The sequence below is a fragment of the Paenibacillus sp. B1-35 genome (assembly GCF_050474385.1).
Classification (GTDB): Bacteria; Bacillota; Bacilli; order Paenibacillales; family Paenibacillaceae; genus Paenibacillus_B; species Paenibacillus_B alvei.
This window is the reverse complement of the sequence record NZ_JBCHVJ010000009.1, coordinates 76,212-97,970: the sequence shown is the minus strand read 5'-3', so window position 1 is coordinate 97,970 and position 21,759 is coordinate 76,212. Positions and strand designations below refer to the sequence as shown.

Annotated in this window: 20 protein-coding genes; 13 read left to right on the top strand and 7 right to left on the bottom strand. The window is 46.4% G+C overall.

From position 1 onward, the window contains the following. Nucleotides 1-108: 108 nt before the first annotated feature. Nucleotides 109-1,710, top strand: coding sequence for an FAD-dependent oxidoreductase (locus tag ACQ5BJ_RS24225; protein ID WP_430112748.1), 1,602 nt, complete (start codon nt 109-111; stop codon nt 1,708-1,710). 114 nt (nt 1,711-1,824) lie between these two features. On the opposite strand, the gene pepF is transcribed toward ACQ5BJ_RS24225, so the two are convergent. The 3 genes from pepF to ACQ5BJ_RS24210 form a co-directional block, all read right to left on the bottom strand. Further along, on the bottom strand, nt 1,825-3,615 hold the full coding sequence (pepF, locus tag ACQ5BJ_RS24220) for an oligoendopeptidase F (RefSeq protein ID WP_171418171.1): 1,791 nt from the start codon (nt 3,613-3,615) through the stop codon (nt 1,825-1,827). Between the two features lie 285 nt (nt 3,616-3,900). Beyond that, a complete protein-coding gene (locus ACQ5BJ_RS24215; RefSeq protein ID WP_040735799.1) occupies nt 3,901-4,083 on the bottom strand; it encodes a hypothetical protein in 183 nt (60 codons plus the stop codon). Between the two features lie 13 nt (nt 4,084-4,096). Continuing rightward, a complete protein-coding gene (locus tag ACQ5BJ_RS24210; RefSeq protein ID WP_005546051.1) occupies nt 4,097-4,330 on the bottom strand; it encodes a hypothetical protein in 234 nt (77 codons plus the stop codon). Nucleotides 4,331-4,592: 262 nt separating this feature from the next. Between ACQ5BJ_RS24210 and ACQ5BJ_RS24205 the strand changes: the two genes are divergently transcribed. After that, nucleotides 4,593-4,790, top strand: a complete 198-nt coding sequence (locus tag ACQ5BJ_RS24205; protein WP_005546053.1) for a cold shock domain-containing protein — start codon at nt 4,593-4,595, stop codon at nt 4,788-4,790. 493 nt (nt 4,791-5,283) lie between these two features. Here the strand turns inward: ACQ5BJ_RS24205 and ACQ5BJ_RS24200 are convergent, their stop codons facing one another. Next, entirely contained in the window at nt 5,284-5,937 is a 654-nt protein-coding gene (locus ACQ5BJ_RS24200) for a nitroreductase family protein (protein ID WP_005546055.1), read from the bottom strand. A 93-nt stretch (nt 5,938-6,030) separates the two neighbouring features. Beyond that, nucleotides 6,031-7,227, bottom strand: coding sequence for an MFS transporter (locus ACQ5BJ_RS24195; RefSeq protein WP_430112745.1), 1,197 nt, complete (start codon nt 7,225-7,227; stop codon nt 6,031-6,033). Nucleotides 7,228-7,420: 193 nt separating this feature from the next. On the opposite strand from ACQ5BJ_RS24195, the gene ACQ5BJ_RS24190 reads away from it, so the two are divergent. From ACQ5BJ_RS24190 to ACQ5BJ_RS24165, 6 genes are all read left to right on the top strand, one after another. Then, complete coding sequence (locus tag ACQ5BJ_RS24190) at nt 7,421-7,735, top strand: hypothetical protein (protein WP_430112742.1); 315 nt, start codon at nt 7,421-7,423, stop codon at nt 7,733-7,735. 129 nt (nt 7,736-7,864) lie between these two features. Continuing rightward, nucleotides 7,865-8,947, top strand: a complete 1,083-nt coding sequence (locus ACQ5BJ_RS24185) for a tetraprenyl-beta-curcumene synthase family protein (protein ID WP_005546061.1) — start codon at nt 7,865-7,867, stop codon at nt 8,945-8,947. 24 nt (nt 8,948-8,971) lie between these two features. Further along, nucleotides 8,972-9,943, top strand: a complete 972-nt coding sequence (pfkA, locus tag ACQ5BJ_RS24180; protein ID WP_163977954.1) for a 6-phosphofructokinase — start codon at nt 8,972-8,974, stop codon at nt 9,941-9,943. A 182-nt stretch (nt 9,944-10,125) separates the two neighbouring features. Continuing rightward, complete coding sequence (locus tag ACQ5BJ_RS24175) at nt 10,126-10,332, top strand: DUF3906 family protein (RefSeq protein ID WP_197266504.1); 207 nt, start codon at nt 10,126-10,128, stop codon at nt 10,330-10,332. Nucleotides 10,333-10,372: 40 nt separating this feature from the next. Beyond that, nucleotides 10,373-10,912, top strand: coding sequence for an NADPH-dependent FMN reductase (locus ACQ5BJ_RS24170; RefSeq protein ID WP_005546067.1), 540 nt, complete (start codon nt 10,373-10,375; stop codon nt 10,910-10,912). Nucleotides 10,913-11,416: 504 nt separating this feature from the next. After that, a complete protein-coding gene (locus ACQ5BJ_RS24165; protein ID WP_430112739.1) occupies nt 11,417-13,783 on the top strand; it encodes a glycosyl hydrolase family 18 protein in 2,367 nt (788 codons plus the stop codon). A 59-nt stretch (nt 13,784-13,842) separates the two neighbouring features. On the opposite strand, the gene ACQ5BJ_RS24160 is transcribed toward ACQ5BJ_RS24165, so the two are convergent. Further along, the gene (locus ACQ5BJ_RS24160; RefSeq protein WP_430112737.1) at nt 13,843-14,229 is read right to left on the bottom strand and encodes a DUF3899 domain-containing protein; all 387 of its coding nucleotides are present in this window, start codon (nt 14,227-14,229) and stop codon (nt 13,843-13,845) included. Nucleotides 14,230-14,726: 497 nt separating this feature from the next. On the opposite strand from ACQ5BJ_RS24160, the gene ACQ5BJ_RS24155 reads away from it, so the two are divergent. The 5 genes from ACQ5BJ_RS24155 to ACQ5BJ_RS24135 all read left to right on the top strand — a co-directional run bounded on the left by ACQ5BJ_RS24155 (nt 14,727) and on the right by ACQ5BJ_RS24135 (nt 20,698). Then, nucleotides 14,727-16,511, top strand: a complete 1,785-nt coding sequence (locus ACQ5BJ_RS24155) for a peptide ABC transporter substrate-binding protein (RefSeq protein WP_005546072.1) — start codon at nt 14,727-14,729, stop codon at nt 16,509-16,511. A gap of 68 nt (nt 16,512-16,579) precedes the next feature. After that, nucleotides 16,580-17,527, top strand: a complete 948-nt coding sequence (locus ACQ5BJ_RS24150) for an ABC transporter permease (protein ID WP_262866557.1) — start codon at nt 16,580-16,582, stop codon at nt 17,525-17,527. Continuing rightward, nucleotides 17,527-18,666 (top strand): ABC transporter permease, encoded by a 1,140-nt coding sequence (locus ACQ5BJ_RS24145; RefSeq protein ID WP_430112734.1) that lies wholly within the window; start codon nt 17,527-17,529, stop codon nt 18,664-18,666. The genes ACQ5BJ_RS24150 and ACQ5BJ_RS24145 overlap by 1 nt, the downstream gene beginning before the upstream one ends. Nucleotides 18,667-18,690: 24 nt before the next feature. Next, complete coding sequence (locus tag ACQ5BJ_RS24140) at nt 18,691-19,740, top strand: ABC transporter ATP-binding protein (RefSeq protein ID WP_197266510.1); 1,050 nt, start codon at nt 18,691-18,693, stop codon at nt 19,738-19,740. Nucleotide 19,741: 1 nt separating this feature from the next. Continuing rightward, nucleotides 19,742-20,698 (top strand): ABC transporter ATP-binding protein, encoded by a 957-nt coding sequence (locus tag ACQ5BJ_RS24135; protein WP_005546078.1) that lies wholly within the window; start codon nt 19,742-19,744, stop codon nt 20,696-20,698. A gap of 132 nt (nt 20,699-20,830) precedes the next feature. On the opposite strand, the gene ACQ5BJ_RS24130 is transcribed toward ACQ5BJ_RS24135, so the two are convergent. Further along, nucleotides 20,831-21,658, bottom strand: coding sequence for a YitT family protein (locus ACQ5BJ_RS24130; RefSeq protein WP_005546080.1), 828 nt, complete (start codon nt 21,656-21,658; stop codon nt 20,831-20,833). Between the last annotated feature and the right edge of the window lie 101 nt (nt 21,659-21,759).

The following is a 21,759-nucleotide window of genomic DNA, read 5'->3' as shown; positions in this document are numbered from 1 at the left end:
GTTTCTCCATTTTAAATTCTTTATTGTGGAATTAATATTCATAATAGAGGGTTGCCATGGTATGATCATGGAAAGGGGTTATTTGGAAATGGTAAGGGAGGGATATTCATGAATACGATGAAGTCAGACGTTGTGATTATCGGCGGCGGACTTGGGGGAACACTGGCAGCGTGGACATTGATTAATCGCGGCCTGCGAGTAATCATGACAGAGGAGACGGACTGGATAGGCGGACAGCTTACAAGTCAGGCTGTTCCACCAGATGAGCATCCATGGATTGAACAAACAGGCTGTACTGCTGCTTACCGAACATTCCGCAATCAAATCCGCAGTCACTATGCTTCATTAGTGAAGCCGGAGCTGCTGCAGGATCGATACGCCTATGACAATACATTCAATCCAGGCAATGGATGGGTGAGCCGGCTATGCCATGAGCCGAATGTAGCACATCATTTATTGCTGTCATGGCTTCGTCCGCATGTAGAAGAAGGGCGATTGCAGATTCTGTATCATACGGTACCCATTCATGCGGATACACATGGGGATGCGGTAACGAAGATTGTGGTTCAAAATCGGATTACGCTTGAGAAGTCGGTACTTACAGGCGCTTATTATGTGGATGCAACCGAATGCGGAGATGTGCTGCCATTGGCAGGAATTGAATACGTGGTTGGGGCAGAGTCACGTGCAGTGACAGGGGAGCCTCACGCGTTGGAGGAAGCGGATCCAACTGATTTGCAAGCGTTTACGGTTGTGATGTCCCTAGAGAAGCTGGATGCGGAGGCTGCTGCGAACAATAAGCCGATCCCTAGACCGGACAGTTACGAACGATGGAGGAGCTTTCATCATGAGGGATCGCCTTATCCACTGCTTAGCTGGTGGGATACGAAGCCAAATGCGACTCATGAATTTCGCAAGTTCATCTGCTTGCCTAACGATGTAGACCCAATGCCCCTATGGACTTATCGCCGTACAATTGATGCCTCGCAGTTCCAGGGTGGAATGTATTCTGGAGATTTGTCTTTAATCAACTGGCCGCAAAATGACTACACGATTGCATCTCCCGTTGAAATGAGCTATGAGGAACGGGATGCGCTCATCGCGGAAGCAAGGCAGTTGAGCTTGTCTCTGCTCTATTGGCTTCAGACAGAGGCGCCTCGTGAGGATGGGGGAGCAGGTTACCCTGAATTTCGCTTATACGGTCCATCTGTCGGTACAGAGGATGGTCTCGCCAAGTCGGCCTATATTCGTGAATCGAGAAGAATCCAAGCGATGTATACGATTACGGAGCAGGATGTCAGTAAAGAGCTTCGCAAAGCGCAGGGCTTGGGCATACGCCGATATGAGGACAGTGTGGGAGTGGGGCACTACTCCATGGATTTACACACAACAACAAAGACTGGAAGAAGCTGCTACATTCCAACAATGCCTTATGAAATACCACTTAGTGCCTTGATCCCTAAGCGGGTAATCAATGTTCTGCCTGCCTGCAAAAATATCGGTACGACCCAGCTTACCAATGGATGTTATCGTCTCCATCCAACCGAATGGAATATAGGAGAGGCAGTCGGCCATCTGATCGCTTATTCCATCGCACAGGGTGTCATTCCACGCAGCGTCTATGAAGATAAGCAGCATTTGAAGGCATATCAATCTGAGCTGGATGCGGCGGGTGTGCAGCGTTGCTGGCCGTTTGACGGGGTGGAGTAACTAGAGTGAAGAATAGTGATGATGCCACTTTTATGGATGCTCATCAATCGACTTTGCAAGACTAAAAAGACGCTCGGCAGTCAAGAAAGCAGACTGTCGAGCGTCTTTTTACATTTATTTTGCAAGCTGCTCCATCTCTTCAATGAGGGATTCAAGCAAGCTCATGCCTTCCTCGATTGGCTTAGGTGTGGACATATCAACGCCGGCCTTCTTCAAGATATTAATAGAGAAGTCGCTGCCGCCGCTCTTCAGGAAGCCTGTATAGCGTTCGACTGCCGGTTGTCCTTCTTCGAGAATTTGCTTCGCGAAGCTTTGCGCTGCCGAGAAGCCTGTTGCATATTTGAATACGTAGAAGCTCGTATAGAAATGAGGAATACGCGCCCATTCCATTTCGATATCCTTATCAATAACCATATCATCGCCATAGTACTTTTTGTTCAAGTCATAGTACACGTCACAGAGCAACTGTGGTGTTAACGCTTCGCCTTTTTCTGCACGATCATGGATGATCATTTCGAATTCGGCAAACATCGTCTGACGGAATACCGTTGTACGGAACTGATCGATGTAGTATGCAAGCAGGTACATCTTTTCTTTCTTGTCCGTAGTCTTCTTCAACATGTAGTCCATAAGCAGTGCTTCATTCAGCGTAGACGCAACTTCAGCGAGGAAGATCGTGTATTGTGCATCGCGGTATGGCAAATTATTGTCTGAATGATACGAATGCAATGCATGACCCATTTCATGAGTCAATGTGAACATGCTGTTCAAATTGTCTTTGTGGTTCAACAGCACATAAGGGTGAGTGCCGTATGCGCCCCAGCTGTATGCACCTGTGCGTTTGCCTTCATTTTCGTAAACATCAATCCATGCGTTATCGAATCCTTCTTGAAGCACTTTCAGATAAGATTCGCCAAGCGGTTTCAAGCTTTCTTTCACAGTAGCCTTAGCTTCCTCGAAAGTAATATTCATATCGAACTCTTCGACGACCGGAGCGAACAAGTCATACATATGCAGTTCCTTCACGCCAAGAAGCTGCTTGCGGAGCTTCATATAACGGTGCATAAGCGGCAAATGCTTGTGAATCGTATCAATCAGGTTCGTGTAGACTTCCTTCGGAATGTTATCGCCGTACAAATACATTTCCAATGTAGAAGGGTATTTGCGTGCACGCGAATAGAACAAGTTCTTCTGCACATTTGCATTCAGTGTAGAAGCAATTGTATTGCGTTGCTTGCGATAAGTGCCGTATACACCTTCAAATGCAGCCTTGCGAACCTCGCTGTTGCGGCTTTCAAGGAATTGAATGTAACGGCCATGTGTCAGCTCCACATCGTTGCCCTTTTCATCTTTAATGGTCGGGAATTTCATATCCGCATTATTCAACATGCTGTAAATGGTCTCAGGTGCCTTGGACATGCTTCCGACTTGCGCGAGCAAGGCTTCTTCTTGCTTCGTCAGAACGTGTGCTTTTTGACGCTTCATTTCCGTCAAGGTGAAGCGGTATGCAGAGAGCTTCGGATCCTCGATGAAAGCATTCAACTGTTCGTCGGACAAGGACAGCACTTCGGGTGTAATGAAAGAGAGCGCCTCCCCAACCGTTACACTCAACTGCTTTGCCTTCTCTGACAAGGCTTGATATTTAGGCTCTGCCGTATCTTCATGATGGCGCATGCTTGCATACACGTACAGGCGCTCGGTATGTAGGGAAATGTCATCTTCAAGCTCGAAGCAGCTCTTCAGTGCATCGGCCTCAGACAGCTTGCCTTGATATTGCTTCATCTTATCCAAAAGCTGGTTAACTAACGAATACTCTTTATCCCATTCAGCTTGTGAACCGAATAAGTCTTCCAATTTCCAGCGCACATCTTGTGGAACTTCTGAACGTTTCAATACTTGTTGCATATGTACCCTCCTCATGTGTTGATGCTGCGATAATGGCTTAGCTACTGCATGCTTATGACTTGAGGCAGTAGTTGTAGAAGCGGGAAGCAGGCTGGTCGCCGTGATGGCGGTTGTAACCAGTCCGATCACCAATTGGCGTGTTGTGGCCATATTACCCCTCCGTAGGCACTCATAGTGGCTCTCCTATTGGGAGAGCTGCCAATAAATCTGTAGGGTAGTATGACCAGAGCAGCGCCAAACTATCTGCTGCGATCGGCTACGTTTGTTCTGAAAACAAGTCGCAGACTAAGTTCCGAGCGCTAAGAAGGAATATACGATCAGGAAGAAGGCAAAAACGATCATGCACAATGCAGTAATCGCCAAAGGCCTTTGCAGCTTATCAGGCAGCGTATCCCTCTTCCAAATCAGTATGACTCCTAATGAGAATGCGAGCAAAATGAAAATAAGGTTCGTTGATGAAAAATTCATATGCATCCTGCCTTTACACTTGCTTAAATCTGAGCATCAGCTCGTTCCATTCCTCTTCCTTGCCCACGAATTCCTCTTTAGGGAAGCGTTGTTCCGCCCAGTGCATCAACGCCGGACGGCTTAGGAAGTTATGACATTCCTCTCCCCATTGTTCGGATATTTCACGCAATACGATATAACGGCCCTGTACTTCAACCGTCAGCATATTCCAGTTATCCTTTTTATAAATAATGTGTTTTTTCATCATTTCAAAGCTACCTCGTTTCTTGGTGCAGGGCACCGTCAATCTAAGTTGTATACGGTATTGCCAAGCAGTTCGTCTTACCGATCATGATACCTTAGCAACTAGATGAAATCAAATCTGATTTCCCCAAAAACCGCAATATAGACGACTTTATTTGCAAGATCTTAAGAAATCTTTTTTTGTGGGAAAAGTTGCGTTTGACTTTTTGCTTAAGTATAATGTTACTATTCGCCTGTAAGGGCGAAGAAGTGAGGAGGTTTTGACCTTGAAAGGTACTGTAAAATGGTTTAACGCAGAAAAAGGCTATGGATTTATCCAAGTGGAAAACGGCGAAGATGTATTCGTTCACTTTTCCGCAATCCAAGGCGACGGTTTCAAAACACTTGACGAAGGCCAAGAAGTAGAGTTCGATATCACTGAAGGCAATCGCGGTGCGCAAGCAGCTAATGTCATTAAATTATAATGAGTTGTCCCGTTAAGGGCTGTCATTTATAAATAGTGCACTAGCAATGCCAAGCAGCCATGCTCCATGATGAGCATGGCTGCTTTTTTAGTAAGTCAGGTCAATACTCCATATCGTACGAGTCGAGCGAGCTGTATGGTGACAGAAACTCTGTGCTGATTTCCTTCTGGATGCGCAAGGATATGCAGGAAGACAAATCCGTTCCCGCGGAGTGTCATCCTGTTCGCAGGTAATACCCCACATGGAGACAGGTGCACCTAAGCGGAATGAGGTCATGATCATAGACGGTTCCTTGCAATGCAAATGAAGAATCAACTGAGAACTATATACTGCGTCCTTCAATTGATGAAGTCGAGCTTGCCCATCACATGCTATACAACGATTGACGCATAGTAAAAGGAAAAGCCCCTTATGCTTCTCATTCGATGGAGAAGTGCAAGGGGCTTGCTTGGTTAGATCTGATAAACGTACATTCGTACATTATCGTGCTTTTTTAGTCGACGATTCGCAGGATGTCCTCGACAGGCTTGCGCGGCAGCTTGGCCGGCGTTTCGTGCGGATAGCCTAAGGCAAGCACCATGTTCACCTGACGATCTTCAGGAATTTCCAGTAAAGACTTGATTGCATCAGCTGCCAATAGAACAGGGCCGGTCATCGGACAACTAGCCAATCCTTGCGCATGTGCGGCTAGCATTAGATTTTGAATGGCCAAGCAGCTGCTCTTAATTCCTTCTTCTTCCCACACTGTATTTGGCACCAGTTGAATCGGATCGAAGATGCGCTCACGGAATTTCGAGGTATAAGGTGTTGCTAAGCATACAATGAGTGCTGGTGCGTCAGAAAAGGCTGTTGCATAAGGCCCGAAGGATTTGAGGAGCATTCTCGCTTCCTTGTTCAATCCTTGCTCCTCTGCAGTTTGTGCCCTGGCATGCAGCGCATCCCAAGTAAGCTGTTCAATTTGCTGAATGATGGAACGATTTACAATCGCAATAAATTCCCACGTTTGCGAGTTCGTATCGCTTGGAGCATAGCGAGCACAATCAATAAGCTCCTTAATGTCGTCCACAGACACGGGACGCTCATCGTAGCGTCGAACACTGCGGCGCCCATGAATGACTTCCTTTATCGTCTCATACGTAGTTGTCATATTGGTGACCCTCCACCGAACGAGTAGTATGATTCCTTTAAGACCTTGTATTAGGACCTACTACTATTATACGGTACACTTCAAAAAAAGCAATTAGCTTCCTTTGCGTAAAGTCCGTCTTGAACCAGTTTCATTCTGGCGAGCGATTACGGCCATGGTCAGAAAGCCGAGACAGGCAACGAAGGAAAAGCCAGCCGCAACGTCATAGAGCACATCCTTGCCGAAGGATTGCATTAAGATCCCGCCAAAAGTACCGCTAATAAGTCCGGCAATACTTGACCACACGATTGTGTACAGCGCAAGCCCGGTAGAACGATATTCATCTGGGATGACGCGGCTTATATATCGAACTGCAACGAAATAAAAAATACCGAACGAAACGCTGTGCAAAAGCTGAGTGGATACGATCCATGCGGGATCTTGCAGCACGGCTATAAGCAAAAGTCGAATGGTATAGGTTAATCCAGAGAAAGCTAATAGCGGAAGCTCCCTGAATTTCTCCCCATAGGCATTCAATAGGAAGAAGATCGGGATTTCACTCAGCGCAGAGAGCATCCAGGCCCAGCCAACCAATGATTCATCTGCCCCAATTTGGGACAATGATAGTCCAAGGAAGGCTTCATTCAGCCGATGTCCAATCGCAAGCAGCAATACGAACAAGAAGAACAACAGCACTTCCCGCTGCCGCAGAACACCCCATAGACCGGATAGCTCCATCTTTTTCATAAAAGCTCGCTTATCTGTGAGCGGGAAGGCAAGTCCTAGTGACAGCACGCCTAATAGAACAATGATCCAAATGCTATATGAGGCTCCTATTGAGCGCAGGACAAAGCCGAATAGAAGCGCAGATACCGCAAATCCGATAGAGCCGAATACACGAATGCCGATGAAGCTTTTGCCTTGCGATTGGGCGGTCATGATCGAGAAACTGTCGTTCAACGGATAGATCGGAAAGTAAAAGAAATAAAAACAAACGAGAAGCAGTGCGACGACTCCGTACGATGAAGCTTGAGCAAGCGTCACGGACAGAATAATTTGGGCAATTAGCAGTGAGATGAGTACCTTTTTTAACGTGCCAAGCTTGTCGCTCATTACACCCCAAAACAGATTGGATACAATCGAAATGAGCGGGCCAATGGAATAAAGAAGTCCGATTTGCACACTTGTGAAGTGCAGTGATTTGTAATAAAGCGGCAAATACGAAACAACGACCGAAGAGGTCATGAAAATCATAAATGTAAAGGCGCGCAGCCAATGCGCTTCTGTGTTCCGGGGTGCCGGATGCGCCATGTGTGTTCCCTCCATGAAGTAGATGAATGTATGTAAAGCGGAGTTGTCAACTGAGCAAGTATAAATGGCATAATCCCTAGTATAGCATGCTTCTTCTGGAATGGGACGGTTTCGTCATTTACATCCTCTTAAGCGGCATGGTACATTAACAGCATTAATGATGCATCCTATTTACCGGAGGTGTGGCAGCATTATGAATGATTGGTTCGAATTCGATGAACGGCTGGGTATAGAGGTGCCTATAGTAGAAGATTCGTGGGACGGACTGAGCTGGGACGATCAAGTGCTTATTATGGAAAAGTGGGAACACACTCGAGGTAGGATTCCCGACCGTATTAAAGAACTGGAACGTACGATTATTAGGAAGCAGAATGCGCTGAACGAGGAGGAGCAATTTGAGGCTTCCTGCCGGCTGAATAGCGAGATCGCAGAACTGGCTTCCCAGATTATCGATCTGAATTTATGGTACCGGATTCATCAGGACGTAGATGCCAAAAATCACCACTAGTGATTATCGCATGCAATCGTTTGTGCAATTAGTCACTTCGTAATATAATAGGTGTGGTTAAAATGAGTACGCAATAAGTGTCAGTAACATCCCGTAGAAGTTGACCTACACAGAGGACGGAGGATTTTCTTGAATCAGGTGAGGCAACGCCGTACGCGAGCTCCGAAAGAGCCGCTCGGACTCATGTACCGCGTGTATAAGTACATATTGCCGGAGGTTCGTCAATCATTGGCAAATTGGCAGGCGCGGGCTGAGCGTATTCCGAACGAGGAGCTGCGCAAGCAGGCGCTCGCGAGCATCGCTAGCAAGCAGTTTCATTGCGAGGGCGGTGCGGTGTACGCTGCGGCTAGGTTAGATGTGCGCCATATATTGATCCCGCTCATTGTTGCTTTTCAAACGATCAGTGACTACTTGGATAACCTGTGCGACCGAAGCACCTCGATGGATGCGGATGATTTTCGCCTGCTTCATCAGGCCATGCTGGATGCGGTCCAACCGGACGAACCTCTGAAAGATTACTATGCGCTCCGTGACGATCGAGAGGACGGGGGCTATTTGCGTGATCTAGTATTGACGTGCAGGGAGTGTATCGCTTCACTGCCGGCATATAAGGTTGTGCAGCCGCATATTGTTCGTCTTGTCGGACTGTATACAGACCTGCAAGTGTACAAGCATATTCACCCGGATTCTCGGGAGCAGGCACTGCTGGATTGGTGGAGTTTGCATGAATCGGCTTTTTCGGAGCTGGGCTGGAATGAATTCGCTGCGGCGACCGGCTCTACGCTAGGTGTGTTCCAGTTGTTTTTGGCTGCGGCAGACGAGAGACTGACGCATGCTGAGGCAGACCGCATTCTAGAGGCATATTTTCCTTATGTATGTGGGCTGCATATTATGTTAGATTATTTAATTGACCAGGAAGAAGATCGTAGCGGCGGAGACTTGAATTTCTGCAATTATTACGACGATCAGAGCTTGGTCGTGAACCGGATTGGCCACTTTGCAGACCTTGCAACGGAACGAGTTAGCTCGCTGCCGGATGGACGATTTCATCGTATGATTATAGAAGGGCTGCTAGCTCTATATTTATCAGATCCGAAAGTAAGGGAACAGGCCGCGGTTCAACAAGTATCCAAGCGTCTCATGCGAAATAGTCCGCTTATGCGGTTATTTTTCTGGATGAACAGCCTCTGGATACGCAAACATATGTATTGAGGATAATGAGGGAGGAAACAAATCATGACTGCTGTAAAAAAGATTGCCGTATTGACTAGCGGCGGGGACTCTCAAGGTATGAACGCTGCAATCCGATCAGTAGTGCGTGCAGCTATATTTAATGGAATTGAGGTTTACGGAATTCAACGCGGATATCAAGGGCTTTTGAATGAAGATATTCGTCCGATGGACATCCGCAGTGTTGGTGATATCATTCAACGTGGCGGTACGATTTTGCAATCTGCTCGCTGTCAAGAGTTCAGAACGCCAGAAGGCCAGCAAAAGGGTGCGGACATTTTGCGCAAGCATGGCATCGATGGCTTGATCGTGATCGGTGGCGACGGTTCTTATCAAGGTGCGAACAAATTGAGCAAGCTTGGCATCAAGACAATGGGTCTGCCAGGAACAATTGATAACGATATTTCCTTTACCGATCATACAATCGGCTTCGACACAGCTGTCAGCATTGTAGTTGACGCGGTTAACAAGCTTCGCGATACGATGAGCTCCCACGAACGTTCTTCTGTCGTAGAAGTGATGGGCCGCCATTGTGGAGATATCGCGCTGTATGCAGGTCTTGCAAGCGGTGCGGAATCGATTCTTGTTCCTGAAGTTGATCATAACATTGATGAAGTTGCAGCCCGTATGAGAGAAAACTTCGAATGCGGCAAGCGTCACAGTATCGTTATCGTAGCGGAAGGCGTTGGACGCGGAGAAGATGTAGCGAATGCCATTATCGAACGCTGCCCTACTGTTGAGCCGCGCGTTACGGTTCTTGGTCATATTCAACGCGGTGGCGCGCCAACTGCATTCGACCGTATCCTCGCAAGCCGTCTTGGCGACTTTGCGGTTCGCAAGCTGATGGAAGGGGAATCCGGCAAGGCTTGTGGTATGATCAAAGGCGAGCTGGTGGCAACCGATATCGATCTTGTTGTGAACACGAAAAAGGAATTCAACATGGAGCTGTACGAATTGGCTACGCGTCTGTCTCAATAAGACGCTGCTTGTTCAAGCAGATTTGGATAAGCCCGGCTTGCCGCATCATGCGGTCGGCCGGGCTTTTTGGCATGTCATTTATCGACTCGGGTTTGGATTAAGATCGCGTTCGAAGATTGTACAGATCTTGACGCCTTATTCCGGTTTTTTGTATGATGTGCGATAGGGAAGGGGATGGAAAAATGTACATATATCGGTTGGAAGCGTCATCGATGCAAGGGACGTTCGTATGTGTGCTCACGGCGGATACAGAGGAGCAAGCGTTTCTGCATGCGGAAGCACATTTCGAGCGGGAGCTTCCTGGGCTGAAATGGGAAGAATTGACCTTGCTTGAGAAGAAGCGCTGCGTCAATGGCAGCGGTTATATCATCCCCGCTCGAGATTCATAGATGCTTGGCAGCCGAATTATGATAGAAGGGGAGTGCGATCATGCGTATCGTATGTATAGCAGGCAGCAATCGCAAGGAAGCGACAAGTGCGCAGCTTGTCCGTTATGTAGCGGCAAGTTTACAAGAAAGAGGACATGAGGCGAAAGTCATTGACTTATATGAGCTTCCGCTTCCTCTCTATTGCCCGGATGATGCAGAGGAGCATGAGAATGTGAAGCTGCTGAGAGAGTCCGTTCGAGAAGCTGATGCTGTCGTTCTGGCTACGCCAGAATATCATGGCAGCTTGTCTGGCGTACTGAAAAATGCAATCGACTATTTGAGCTTTGATTATTTCAACAATAAGGTTGTCTTGTCGATGAGCTCAGCCGGCGGTGCGGTTGGCGTCAATTCTTTAACGCACCTGCAGACGATTATTCGAAATGTACACGGTATTAACTGCCCAGAATGGATTTCTATCGGCGGAGATGCTAGACAGTTCACTGAAGAGGGACAGCCTGTACAAGAACAGGTGATTCAGCGTGTACAGAAGACATTGGACTATTTCCTGAAACTGTCTAAGCATACACGTGATCTGGCATAACCGATACCGATATTGTTAAGGGGCAACTATAACAGTCCAGCTTTACAGGAAGAGAATTCGTCTTTTCGTTATGTCGGGGAGCAAGTGAACGCAAGGATCGCTTCTGATCACGGCTCCCTGGTTAGATTAAGTCTTTCATTCATTAAATCCGCTTAAATACGGTTTTATGAAGTAGCGTTGCCTGACAAGTACATAAGTTTGCAAATAACGCAAGGAAAAAGGTCGAGTTCTAGGTGGATTGTAATCAGCCCCTGACTCGACCCTTTTCATATTTAAAAACGCCTCACAGGCAGTAAACAACCTACTTATGGATCCCCATTTTTCTGAAGAGTTAGCCTTTAGTTCTTAGCATCCTTATTTTTACATAAAATGAACCGTTTAATCGTTTATCTTTTAGATTCTCCGTTCTATTTTGCTCTTGAGGAGGTGAGGCAAGGTATTTGTCCTTAATTTTTCCATCAGCAATCAGCTTGCTGTGAATCTCAAAGTGAAAGGGATGAAAGAATGTACAAAACGAAGTCGCCGATCGGCATAAGAAAACATGCGATGCGGATTTTTCTTTTATTTGTCGTACTGCTTGTTATGATGAGTGCCTTATTCTGGCCGGGAGGAGGCTCCGGATTGGTGTCAGCCTTTTCTTCTGATCTCCCAGACACAAAGGCGTCATCGTCTTATAAATCGGTGGCCTATTTTACATCATGGGGAATCTATGGCCGGAATTATCAGGTTACGGATATTGATGCTTCAAAGTTGACGCATTTGAACTATGCTTTTTTTGATATTTGCTGGAATGGTAAGCATGGCAACCCTTCGACCTCTTCGGATAATCCAAATAAGAAAACTTGGTCATGCACAGATTCTGGGGTTCCGCTGCAAAAGGGGAATGTCCCTACTGGAGCAATTGTATTAGGGGAACCGTGGGCAGATGTGAATACAAATTTTGGAGGCGCTCTCAATCTTCCTTATGAAGATTGCCAAAAAGGGAAGTGCGGAAATATCGCTCGTTTAAAACAATTAAAGTCTAAGAATCCGCACTTGAAAACACTTTTTTCAGTAGGCGGGTGGACCTGGTCCAATCGCTTCTCGGATGTGGCGGCAAATGAACAGTATCGCATCAATTTTGCTAAGTCTGCAGTCGATGCCATTCGCGAATACGGCTTTGACGGTATCGATATTGACTGGGAGTATCCAGGCGTGGAAGGAATTAAAGGCAACAGCTACAGTCCAAATGACAAATTTAACTTTACAAAGTTGCTCGCAGAGGTGCGCAAGCAGCTTGATGCAGCAGGAGCACAGGATGGCAAGCAATATTTGCTCACCTTGGCTACTGGTGCCTCGCAGCGGTATATTGATAATGCAGAGATGGATAAGGTGATGCAGCTTGTCGACTTCATCAACATTATGACGTACGATTTCCACGGAGGTTGGGAAAAAGCGACGAATCATACTACTGGCTTATATGAAGATCCACGTGACCCGGCAGCGGCAACCAAATTCTATGTTGACGGAGCGATTCAAGTCTATGAACGCGCAGGGGTGGATTTGAGCAAAGTCGTAATGGGGCTGGCGGTTTACGGTGTCGGTTGGAAAGGATGCGATCCGGGACCGAACAACGACGGCCTGTATCAAGCTTGCAAAGGGGGTTGGGATGGCAATGTGCGTCCTAACGGCACATGGGACAACTGGGAGTCTGGAGCTTCAGGAGTGTTTGATTACGGCGATGTAGCGGCCAACTATGTAAATAAAAACGGATATCAGCGCTATTGGAATGATTCCGCGAAAGTGCCGTACCTGTTCAATGCAGCAACGGGCGTATTCCTGTCCTATGACGATAACCAATCTATAGGGTATAAGACGAGCTACATCAAATCCAAGGGGCTTGGCGGTGCTATGTACTGGGATTTAAGCTCGGATTGCCGCACTAGCTCCAAATATACGTGCTCAGGGCAAAAGATTGTAGATAAAGTGGCAGCGGATTTGGGGATATCCGGCACTAACCCTGGCAATGAACCGCCTACAGTGCCGCAAGGACTATCGGTTGTGCAGGCAACGTATAGCTCAGTGACGTTCAAGTGGAATCCATCAATAAGCAATGTGGGGATTTCCGGATATGAAGCATACAAGGATGGAAACCTTGCACTGTCCACATCAAAAACAGAAGCGACGATTACGGGATTAACGGACAATACGGAATACCGTTTTACGGTGAAGGCGAAGGATACGTTAGGCAATCGATCCGAGGCGAGTGCTCCGCTGCTAGTGCGTACAGCCAACAAGCCTCCTGTAGATACGGATCCTCCAAGTGCTCCAACTCAAGTTGTGGTAACCGGCAAGACGGATACGACAGTGTCCCTATCCTGGTTGCCTTCGACGGGAAAAACGAGCGTGGATAGGTACGAGGTATGGCTGTCTGGAGGGACGGTTGCTCAAGCGAAGGGGACATCGGTAACCGTTACAGGTCTGACTCCTGAGACTTCTTATTCATTTACGATAACCGCCGTTGACACGTTGGGCTATCGATCCGAGCCAAGTCAACCGGTAACGGTCATGACAGATAAGTCTACGAAGCCGGATGTAAGTTTTATCTTTACTGTTACGAGCGATTGGGGGAGTGGGTATAATTTTCAGGGGACATTGACCAATAATGGTTCCGCGGCAATCTCGAATTGGCACCTGGAATTTGACTACAGCGGCTCTATATCCCAGATATGGGATGCCAGAATTGTAAGCCGCAATGGCAATCACTATATTATTGAATCGGCAGGCTGGAATGACAGTATACCATCGAAGGGGAGCATATCTTTTGGCGGTGGCGGAAGTCCGGGAGGAAACAGCTTACAGCCATCCAATATCGTGGTCACATGGAAATGAGCGTTCAAAGTGACTAAAGAAGGGGAGTTAATCCCCGTTCTGTTATGGAACGGGGATTGTTATGTTGCGAAGATTGCCAGTATGCAGGAGCACAGCAGCAGCGGAATTGAAAACAGATATAATATTTTACTGGACCATTGGTTTGAACGAATCAAGTCAGCATATTCATGCAAGGCCATTCTCTTTTGGGGCTGCCCAGCCAGCGATGCGTCGCCAGAATCGTAATGAAGCGCCTGTTCCTTTTCCTTCTGCTTGCGATGGAGGTGATAACTTAATGATTTAAAGAAGCCGATGTTCCGCACGTAAGTGAGCAAGGCGATTAATAGGTAGATAAGACCAATGATGAAGAACGAATTGGACAGGTTGATAAGCAGGGAATTGTGACCGTTCAAGATGGAATAACCAGCTGTAAATAAGAGGGTTACAAGAAGCAGCAGTCGATTCATGGCGAAACTCCTTTCTTTGTGAACTCGCTCGGTGTCTAGCTGTATTGGAGGCTTTCTGGCGATGACGAGTGAGAAGATATTTTGGTGTAATGAATATGATAGATTCGTCATAATCTATCATATTTCCTCCTATTTCCGCATTTTCTCGAGTATTCTAAGGAATATTCTATGATTTATTTCTTGACTATAGGTATTTAGTTTGATAGCATTTATAAAAAACTATTACATAATTTACCTCATAAGTATGCATTTGATCGTTGTCGATTCGTGGTATATATGCATATCCAGTTACCGACGTGTAATGATCTTCCTCAATGAATCGGCTCTCTGTCTAGTTTCAAGCCTACAACAATGTCAACGCATTCATCCAATCCAAAGGCCCATTATTTCACAAGGTGTCAATTTTATTGGCGCATGCGGCCCAACGTTCTTTCTACCTTGTTACCCACATACTTTACATAATGAATTGAAAAAATGAGAAATCAGGAGGGGATTGTATGAAGCTGCCAAAAAAACCGTTCTTGGTTGTTTTGGCTATCATGATGATGCTAACGTTCGCGGGTTGCTCGGGCGGGAGCGGGAATGCCGGACAAGAGAATCAGGGGAGCAAGGAGAATGAAGGTAAGGTTGCGACCGATTCGAAAGGCACTGCAAGCGATAAGCCGAAAGTCTTACGTCTTGCAACTATGGGTGCGGATACGTTCAACCAGCATACATCCGAAAATGCCACAAACTCGGATATGATGGAGTATATTTACGGAAATTTATTGGAGCTTATCTATGACGAAGCAACGGACAATATTAAATTTGTTGGCAATCATGCGGTTGATCTGCCAACCACAACAGATCATAAAGTATGGACATTCAAGTTAAAAGAAGGATTGAAGTGGACGGACGGCACGCCGATTACTGCGAAAACTTATGAATACTCCTATAAAATGCTGCTCGATCCGAAGCTAGCCAATAGAAATGCTTTCATATTGTTTGACAACATCCCCGTTGTAAGCGCTAACAAATATTTTAAGGGCGAGGCAAAATGGGAAGATGTCGGAATTAAGGCCAAAGACGATGCCACGCTGGAAATTACGTTGGAATCCGAAATGCCGGACATCGATATCTTAACTGTCTTTGCGGGCGGTGGATCGACATCCCCCGTTCACGAGAAATTGTACGAGGGCGGCATGAAGTCTGATCGTAGTGAAACGACGTATGGGACTACGAAAGAACTGGTGCCTTCTTCCGGGACGTATCGCTTGACCGAATGGGTTCGCGATCAGCATCACACGTTTGAAAAGAACCCGGATTCGCCATTGGCTGCAATTTATAAGCCTGACCGCATCGAAACCCGCGTTGTAACGGAAAGCTCGACCCGTGTTCAATTGTGGGAAAAAGGTGAAATTGACTCCGTATCGATTAGCGGCGAACAATTCGATAAATACGGCGAGGATCCGCGGGTCGTCTATACAGAAGCAGATGGAGTTTGGGGCTTCTATGTGAACTCCGAATCGGACAGCAACCCGATCTTGAAAAACAACGATTTCCGCAAAGCGCTATACTATGGAATCGATCGCGATAAAATTGCCAAAGGCATTTTTAAAACGTTCAAATCGGCACCTTATTACATTTCTTCAGTTTGCATAGTTGGAGATTACAAAGAGGGCAAGCGCTATCGCGATTCTGAAGAAGCAAAGTTAGCAGTAGCTCCAGGAATGGGATATGAGCCAGATAGAGCGAAGGAATATTTTGAAAAAGCGTATCAGGCGAACGGCAACAAGAAAATCACGGTTGAAATCACATACTTCGATGCGCAGGAAACGATGAAACGCACAGCAGAAGTGACGCAGGAAATGTACGAAAACCTGTTCGGTAAGGATAAGCTTGCCGTTAAGCTTAGAGCGATGCCGCCGAGCTCTGCTTATGACGCTTACAAAGAAGGGAAATACGAATTGGGCATTGGCTCCATGACCCAAAATGCGTTCAATCCGTGGAGCAGCATGAAGGTATGGAGGGAGGACTTCCCGAACCGTAGCCATCGCTTCGCCAGTGACGCATTCGATGCATTGCAGAAACGGACTACGACAGGCGATTTGCTGTTGAAGCCGGAAGAACGGTTAAAGGCATTAGGCGAAATGGAGAAAATGCTGGCTGATTATGTGCCACAAATTCCGCTCTTCCAAAACAACAATGCAGTGATCTATCAAGATCGAATTCATTTGGCCACAAAAGGAAAATACCTCCCGGGAGTCAAGTTTGCCATCCTGCAAGCTGACATTGTGGACTAATACCAGAACTAAGGAGACCTTGTGGTAACGCAAGGTCTCCTACCTTGCGGAAAAGGAGTCCCAGGCTTATGTTACGATACATATCGCAAAGACTGATTGCCATGGCTATTACTCTATTTCTGATCATTAGCCTATTGTTTTTTTTAATTCATGCCATGCCTGGCAGCATCGTAAATGATCCGCTGCTGCCTACGGACGTTCGGGAACGGATCGAAGCCAAATATCATTTGGACAAGCCGCTCATTGTCCAATATGGATATTTCCTAGGGGATTTCCTGACATTTGAATTCGGGGATTCGCTTAAAGTGCAGCCGAAAGTACCAGTATTCAATATTATTAAGGAAAAACTTCCAATCACGATCCAGTTAAATGTTATGGCGCTTCTATTTACGCTGCCAATAGGTATTATGTGCGGAATTATAGCAGCATTGAAAAAGAATACGATGACCGATCACGGGATCAACATGATGGTCGTGCTGTTCATATCCGTTCCTTCCTTCGTATTTGCAGCATTATTGCAATATGTAGTGGCTTACAAGTGGGATTTGCTGCCGATCTTGCTATCGACGGATCAAGGGATTACCTGGGACAAGTTTAAATCCATGATTTTGCCGGTGCTGGCGTTGTCCTTTGGCGAAATTGCGATTATAACACGGTATTTGCGGGCTGAATTATGCGAAACAATTAATTCTGATTATATGCTGTTGGCAAGAATGAAGGGCCTATCGCATATGCAGGCCACCGTGCGCCACGCGATTCGCAATTCGTTCATTCCGCTCTCGAATATTATTATTCCGATGATTTTTTCCATATTGTCGGGAGCGATCGTAATCGAGAATATTTTCAGTGTGCCTGGGCTTGGCTCTCTGTCTGTGAACTCCATTAACTCATTGGATCATCCGCTTACGATTGCCGTCATGTTCTTCTATTCTTTAATTGCTTTAATCAGTATTCTGATCGTGGATTTATCATACGGAATTATTGACCCGCGCATTCGAATGGGAGGGAAGAAATAATGAAGATAAGCCGGAATACAGATAACAACACGGAGCGGAACCCATTCGAATTCGTCCAACTGGACAAGCCAATCGCGGATGAGAAATTTGAAGGAAAGGCGATTGGATTTCTACAGGATGCGATGCTGCGATTCCGCCGGAATAAAGCTTCCACCATAGCGGCAATTGTGATTGGCATTATCGTACTGCTTGCTATAATTGCTCCGATGATCAGTTCTTATTCCTATCGGGAACAGCATATAGAATGGAGCTTGCTGCCCCCGCGCGTCCCGGTGCTGGAGAAGCTGGGAATATGGGATGGAACGAAAGTTATGGACGTGAAAAAAACGAGTATGGAAGAAAAATATAAAGGTTCGATCGTGAAAGTGCTTAAAGAATACGAACTTGATTACCGCGGTAATAAAATTCCGATGGTACAGGCCAAAGTAGATATTTATCAGTTAAAAGAGGCGAAGGATAAATATTTCTGGATGGGCACTGATGCATTGGGGCGCGATCAATGGACGCGTTTGTGGAAAGGTACCCGCATCTCTCTCTTAATAGGATTTATGGCTGTACTCATTAATATGCTGGTTGGCGTCACGTATGGTTCGATCTCCGGTTACTATGGCGGTGCGGTCGATATGATCATGCAGCGAATTATAGAGATATTGAGCGGTGTACCTGGCTTAGTCGTCGTAATCCTGTTTGTTATGCTCATGGGTGCAGGCATAACGCCGTTTATATTAGCGATGGTTGTTACGGGCTGGATTGGCATGAGCCGCATGATTCGGGCACAATTCTATAAATATAAAGGTCAAGAATATGTATTGGCATCCCGTACGATGGGAGCGCGGGATCGTCTCTTGATATTCCGGCACATTATGCCGAACGCAATCGGTCCGATCATTACACAAGCGACGCTCGCAATTCCAGGTGCTATTTTTACGGAATCATTTCTTTCTTATTTGGGACTCGGCATCGCAGCCCCTGAACCCTCCATCGGCGTCTTGCTGTCGGAAGGTCAGAAGGTGTTGCTCGAACATCCTCACCTAACGCTATTTCCTGCAATTATCATTTCGATCTTAATGTTGTCGTTCAATATGTTCGGAAACGGCTTGCGGGATGCATTCGATCCGACTTTAAGAGGCCAAGAATAATAGCGAATAGCGGGGGGAGTTAGGATGACGACACACAACGATATGATTCTTCAAGTAAATGATCTGCATATCTCATTCAATACATTTGCGGGAAAGGTGCAGGCTGTCCGCGGGGTCGACTTTGAATTACGCAAAGGCGAGACACTGGCTATCGTCGGTGAATCAGGCTCGGGAAAATCCGTAACGAACAAAGCGATTGTCGGGATTTTATCAAAGAATGCTGTTATCGAACGCGGCAGTATCAAGTATCATGGGCAAGATGTGACGAAGTATACAGAGAAGCAATATACGGAAATCCGGGGCTCTAAAATTTCCATGATTTTTCAGGATCCGCTCTCTTCTCTAAATCCGGTTATGAAGATCGGCAAACAGATTATGGAGGCACTTCGTGCACAGCAGCTAAGCAAAGCGGATGCCAAAGCCAAGGCGCTGGAGCTGATGGAGGCTGTAGGCATTCCGAATGCGGAGAAGCGATTCCATCAATATCCGTTCCAGTTCTCAGGAGGAATGCGTCAGCGTATCGTTATCGCGATTGCCCTTGCATGCGACCCGGAGGTATTGATATGCGATGAGCCGACGACGGCGCTTGATGTTACGATTCAGGCGCAGATTCTCGATTTGATTAAGGAGATCCAGAAGGAACGGCAGTTGTCCGTCATATTCATTACGCACGATCTTGGGGTGGTGGCTAACGTTGCGGATCGTGTGGCCGTGATGTATGCGGGCAAAATCGTCGAGCATGGAACGGTGGACGAGATTTTCTACAACCCGAAGCATCCTTATACTTGGAGCTTGCTTGTGTCCATGCCCGATCTGGGGACGAGCGCATCCGACGAATTGCTCGTTATACCGGGCACGCCTCCTAATATGCTGCATCCGCCCAAAGGAGACGCCTTTGCTCCGCGCAACCGATATGCGATGAATATTGACTTTGAAGAAGAGCCGCCCATGTACAGAATAAGCGACACGCATTATGCCGCGACGTGGCTTCTCCATCCGAATGCACCGAAGGTGGAGCTTCCGGATGTATTGAAGAGACGAATTGAGCAGCAAACGGAAAGGCTGGTGCGATAAGATGACGAATGTAATCACTCGCGATCCGGTGTTGGAAGTTAAGCATTTAAAGCAATATTTCAGCAGCGGTTTTGGCAGAAAGAAAACGGTGGTCAAAGCAGTCGATGACATTAGTTTTACGGTGTATCGCGGCGAAACGTTTGGGCTTGTAGGTGAATCCGGCTGCGGCAAGACAACAACGGGCAGAACGATTATCCGTCTGTATGAGCCAACGGACGGAGAAATTTATTTTAATGGCACGCTCATTTCAGGAGCCTTGACCAAGGAGCTCAGAAAAGAAGTGACGCGCGGCATGCAAATGATTTTTCAAGATCCAATCGCATCACTGAATCCTCGAATGACCGTGAAGGAAATAATTGCGGAGGGCTTAAAAATTAATAAGCTTTGCCGCAGTGAGCAGGAAAGTGTAGATATGGTCTATGACATCCTAGAGACAGTTGGATTGACCCGGGAGCATGCAAGTCGATATCCGCATGAATTCTCAGGAGGACAGCGGCAGCGCATCGGAATTGCTCGTGCGTTAATTACAAGCCCTGATCTGGTAATTGCAGATGAGCCAATATCCGCACTCGATGTATCGATTCAGGCGCAGGTATTGAATTTGCTCAATCGGCTTCGTAAGAAGCTTGGACTTACGATTCTATTCATTGCACATGATCTGTCCGTCGTTAAATATTTCTCTGACCGGATTGGCGTGATGTACAATGGCAAGATTGTGGAGTTGGCCAAGGCAGATGATTTATATCGACAGCCAATTCATCCTTATACGAAGTCTTTGCTTTCTGCCATTCCGCATCCAGACCCTCATCACGAACGGAATCGCAAACGAATCTATTATAATCCAGGCGTACATAATTATAGTGCAGAGAATCCAAGCTTGGTTGAAATTATGCCAGAACATTATGTATATGCCTCTCCATCTGAAGTCAAAAAGTATAAGCAGGAAGCTGGAAAGTAAGGCTCTGCATCGTGTTTGCTCTCATTCGCATCGCACAACAAAGCCCGTCCATTTACGCGGACGGGCTTTGTTGTATTGCTGACAACGATTCATATGCATATGTACGGCTTGTACAGCTGGTAACTCAATAGCCTATCTATTCTTTGGCCTTCGGAAATTGCCAATGACCCCGACAGTTTCAACAATATTAACAAAAGCCTTTGGGTCATTTTCGCGTATAACCCGTTTCAATTCCGTCAATTCATAGCGTGTGGTCACTGTCATTAGCATATCCTTCTCAATATCCGTAAATGCACCTGTGGTTTTAATGACGGTAACTCCGTGCGGCAAGGACAGCAGCTTGTTGATCAGAGCCTCTTTATTTCGCGTAATTATGAATACCGTTACCTTATAGTGGTTAATATAGATGGTTCCAATCACTTTTCCGGTTGTGAAAATAGAGACCATGGAGTAAAGTGCCAGTTCCCATCCATTCGATAAATATCCATGAGTTACGATTACAGTTGCGTTCATTCCAACCAAAATGTTCGAAATTGAGAAATCGCGATATCTGGTTACAATAGAACCGATAATGTCGAATCCACCTGATGAGCCGCCTACTCGTAGTGATATTCCACTTCCTATTCCGACTAATGTTCCCCCAAAGACCGCGGATAAAAGCGGTTCGTTGGCAACAGCTTTTACCGGAAATATAGAAATGAAGTAGGTTGTCGCGACAACACTTATCAAACTGTAACTGATAAAGCGCTTGCCAAGGACGAACCAGCCCCATATGATAAGCGGTAAATTATAGGCGAAATACAAAAAGCTCGGATTCCACTTCGTTAAATAATTTGTAACGAGCGACAATCCAGATACGCCGCCACTAAGCAAATGGTGGGGCATTAAGAACAAATTGAATGATGCAGCGATGAGCGCTGCCCCGGCAATTAACAAGATAATATCCAATATGCGTTTCAAGCAATGTCACCTCAAAACGTAGTATAAGTTAGTTCGCATCTGGTATTCTTCAATATTTATGTGTTATAATATGCTGGATATTCTTGAGTAGGCTTTAGTTA

Bases quoted from the DNA above. Each gene is read 5' to 3' on its own strand.
- ACQ5BJ_RS24215 (WP_040735799.1), bottom strand. From the start codon at position 4,083: ATGAATTTTTCATCAACGAACCTTATTTTCATTTTGCTCGCATTCTCA.
- ACQ5BJ_RS24210 (WP_005546051.1), bottom strand. From the start codon at position 4,330: ATGATGAAAAAACACATTATTTATAAAAAGGATAACTGGAATATGCTG.
- ACQ5BJ_RS24195 (WP_430112745.1), bottom strand. From the start codon at position 7,227: ATGGCGCATCCGGCACCCCGGAACACAGAAGCGCATTGGCTGCGCGCC.
- ACQ5BJ_RS24150 (WP_262866557.1), top strand. From the start codon at position 16,580: ATGTTACGATACATATCGCAAAGACTGATTGCCATGGCTATTACTCTA.
- ACQ5BJ_RS24175 (WP_197266504.1), top strand. From the start codon at position 10,126: ATGTACATATATCGGTTGGAAGCGTCATCGATGCAAGGGACGTTCGTA.
- ACQ5BJ_RS24160 (WP_430112737.1), bottom strand. From the start codon at position 14,229: ATGAATCGACTGCTGCTTCTTGTAACCCTCTTATTTACAGCTGGTTAT.
- ACQ5BJ_RS24165 (WP_430112739.1), top strand. From the start codon at position 11,417: ATGTACAAAACGAAGTCGCCGATCGGCATAAGAAAACATGCGATGCGG.
- ACQ5BJ_RS24135 (WP_005546078.1), top strand. From the start codon at position 19,742: ATGACGAATGTAATCACTCGCGATCCGGTGTTGGAAGTTAAGCATTTA.
- ACQ5BJ_RS24140 (WP_197266510.1), top strand. From the start codon at position 18,691: ATGACGACACACAACGATATGATTCTTCAAGTAAATGATCTGCATATC.
- ACQ5BJ_RS24190 (WP_430112742.1), top strand. From the start codon at position 7,421: ATGAATGATTGGTTCGAATTCGATGAACGGCTGGGTATAGAGGTGCCT.
- pepF (WP_171418171.1), bottom strand. From the start codon at position 3,615: ATGCAACAAGTATTGAAACGTTCAGAAGTTCCACAAGATGTGCGCTGG.
- pfkA (WP_163977954.1), top strand. From the start codon at position 8,972: ATGACTGCTGTAAAAAAGATTGCCGTATTGACTAGCGGCGGGGACTCT.
- ACQ5BJ_RS24225 (WP_430112748.1), top strand. From the start codon at position 109: ATGAATACGATGAAGTCAGACGTTGTGATTATCGGCGGCGGACTTGGG.
- ACQ5BJ_RS24170 (WP_005546067.1), top strand. From the start codon at position 10,373: ATGCGTATCGTATGTATAGCAGGCAGCAATCGCAAGGAAGCGACAAGT.
- ACQ5BJ_RS24145 (WP_430112734.1), top strand. From the start codon at position 17,527: ATGAAGATAAGCCGGAATACAGATAACAACACGGAGCGGAACCCATTC.
- ACQ5BJ_RS24200 (WP_005546055.1), bottom strand. From the start codon at position 5,937: ATGACAACTACGTATGAGACGATAAAGGAAGTCATTCATGGGCGCCGC.
- ACQ5BJ_RS24155 (WP_005546072.1), top strand. From the start codon at position 14,727: ATGAAGCTGCCAAAAAAACCGTTCTTGGTTGTTTTGGCTATCATGATG.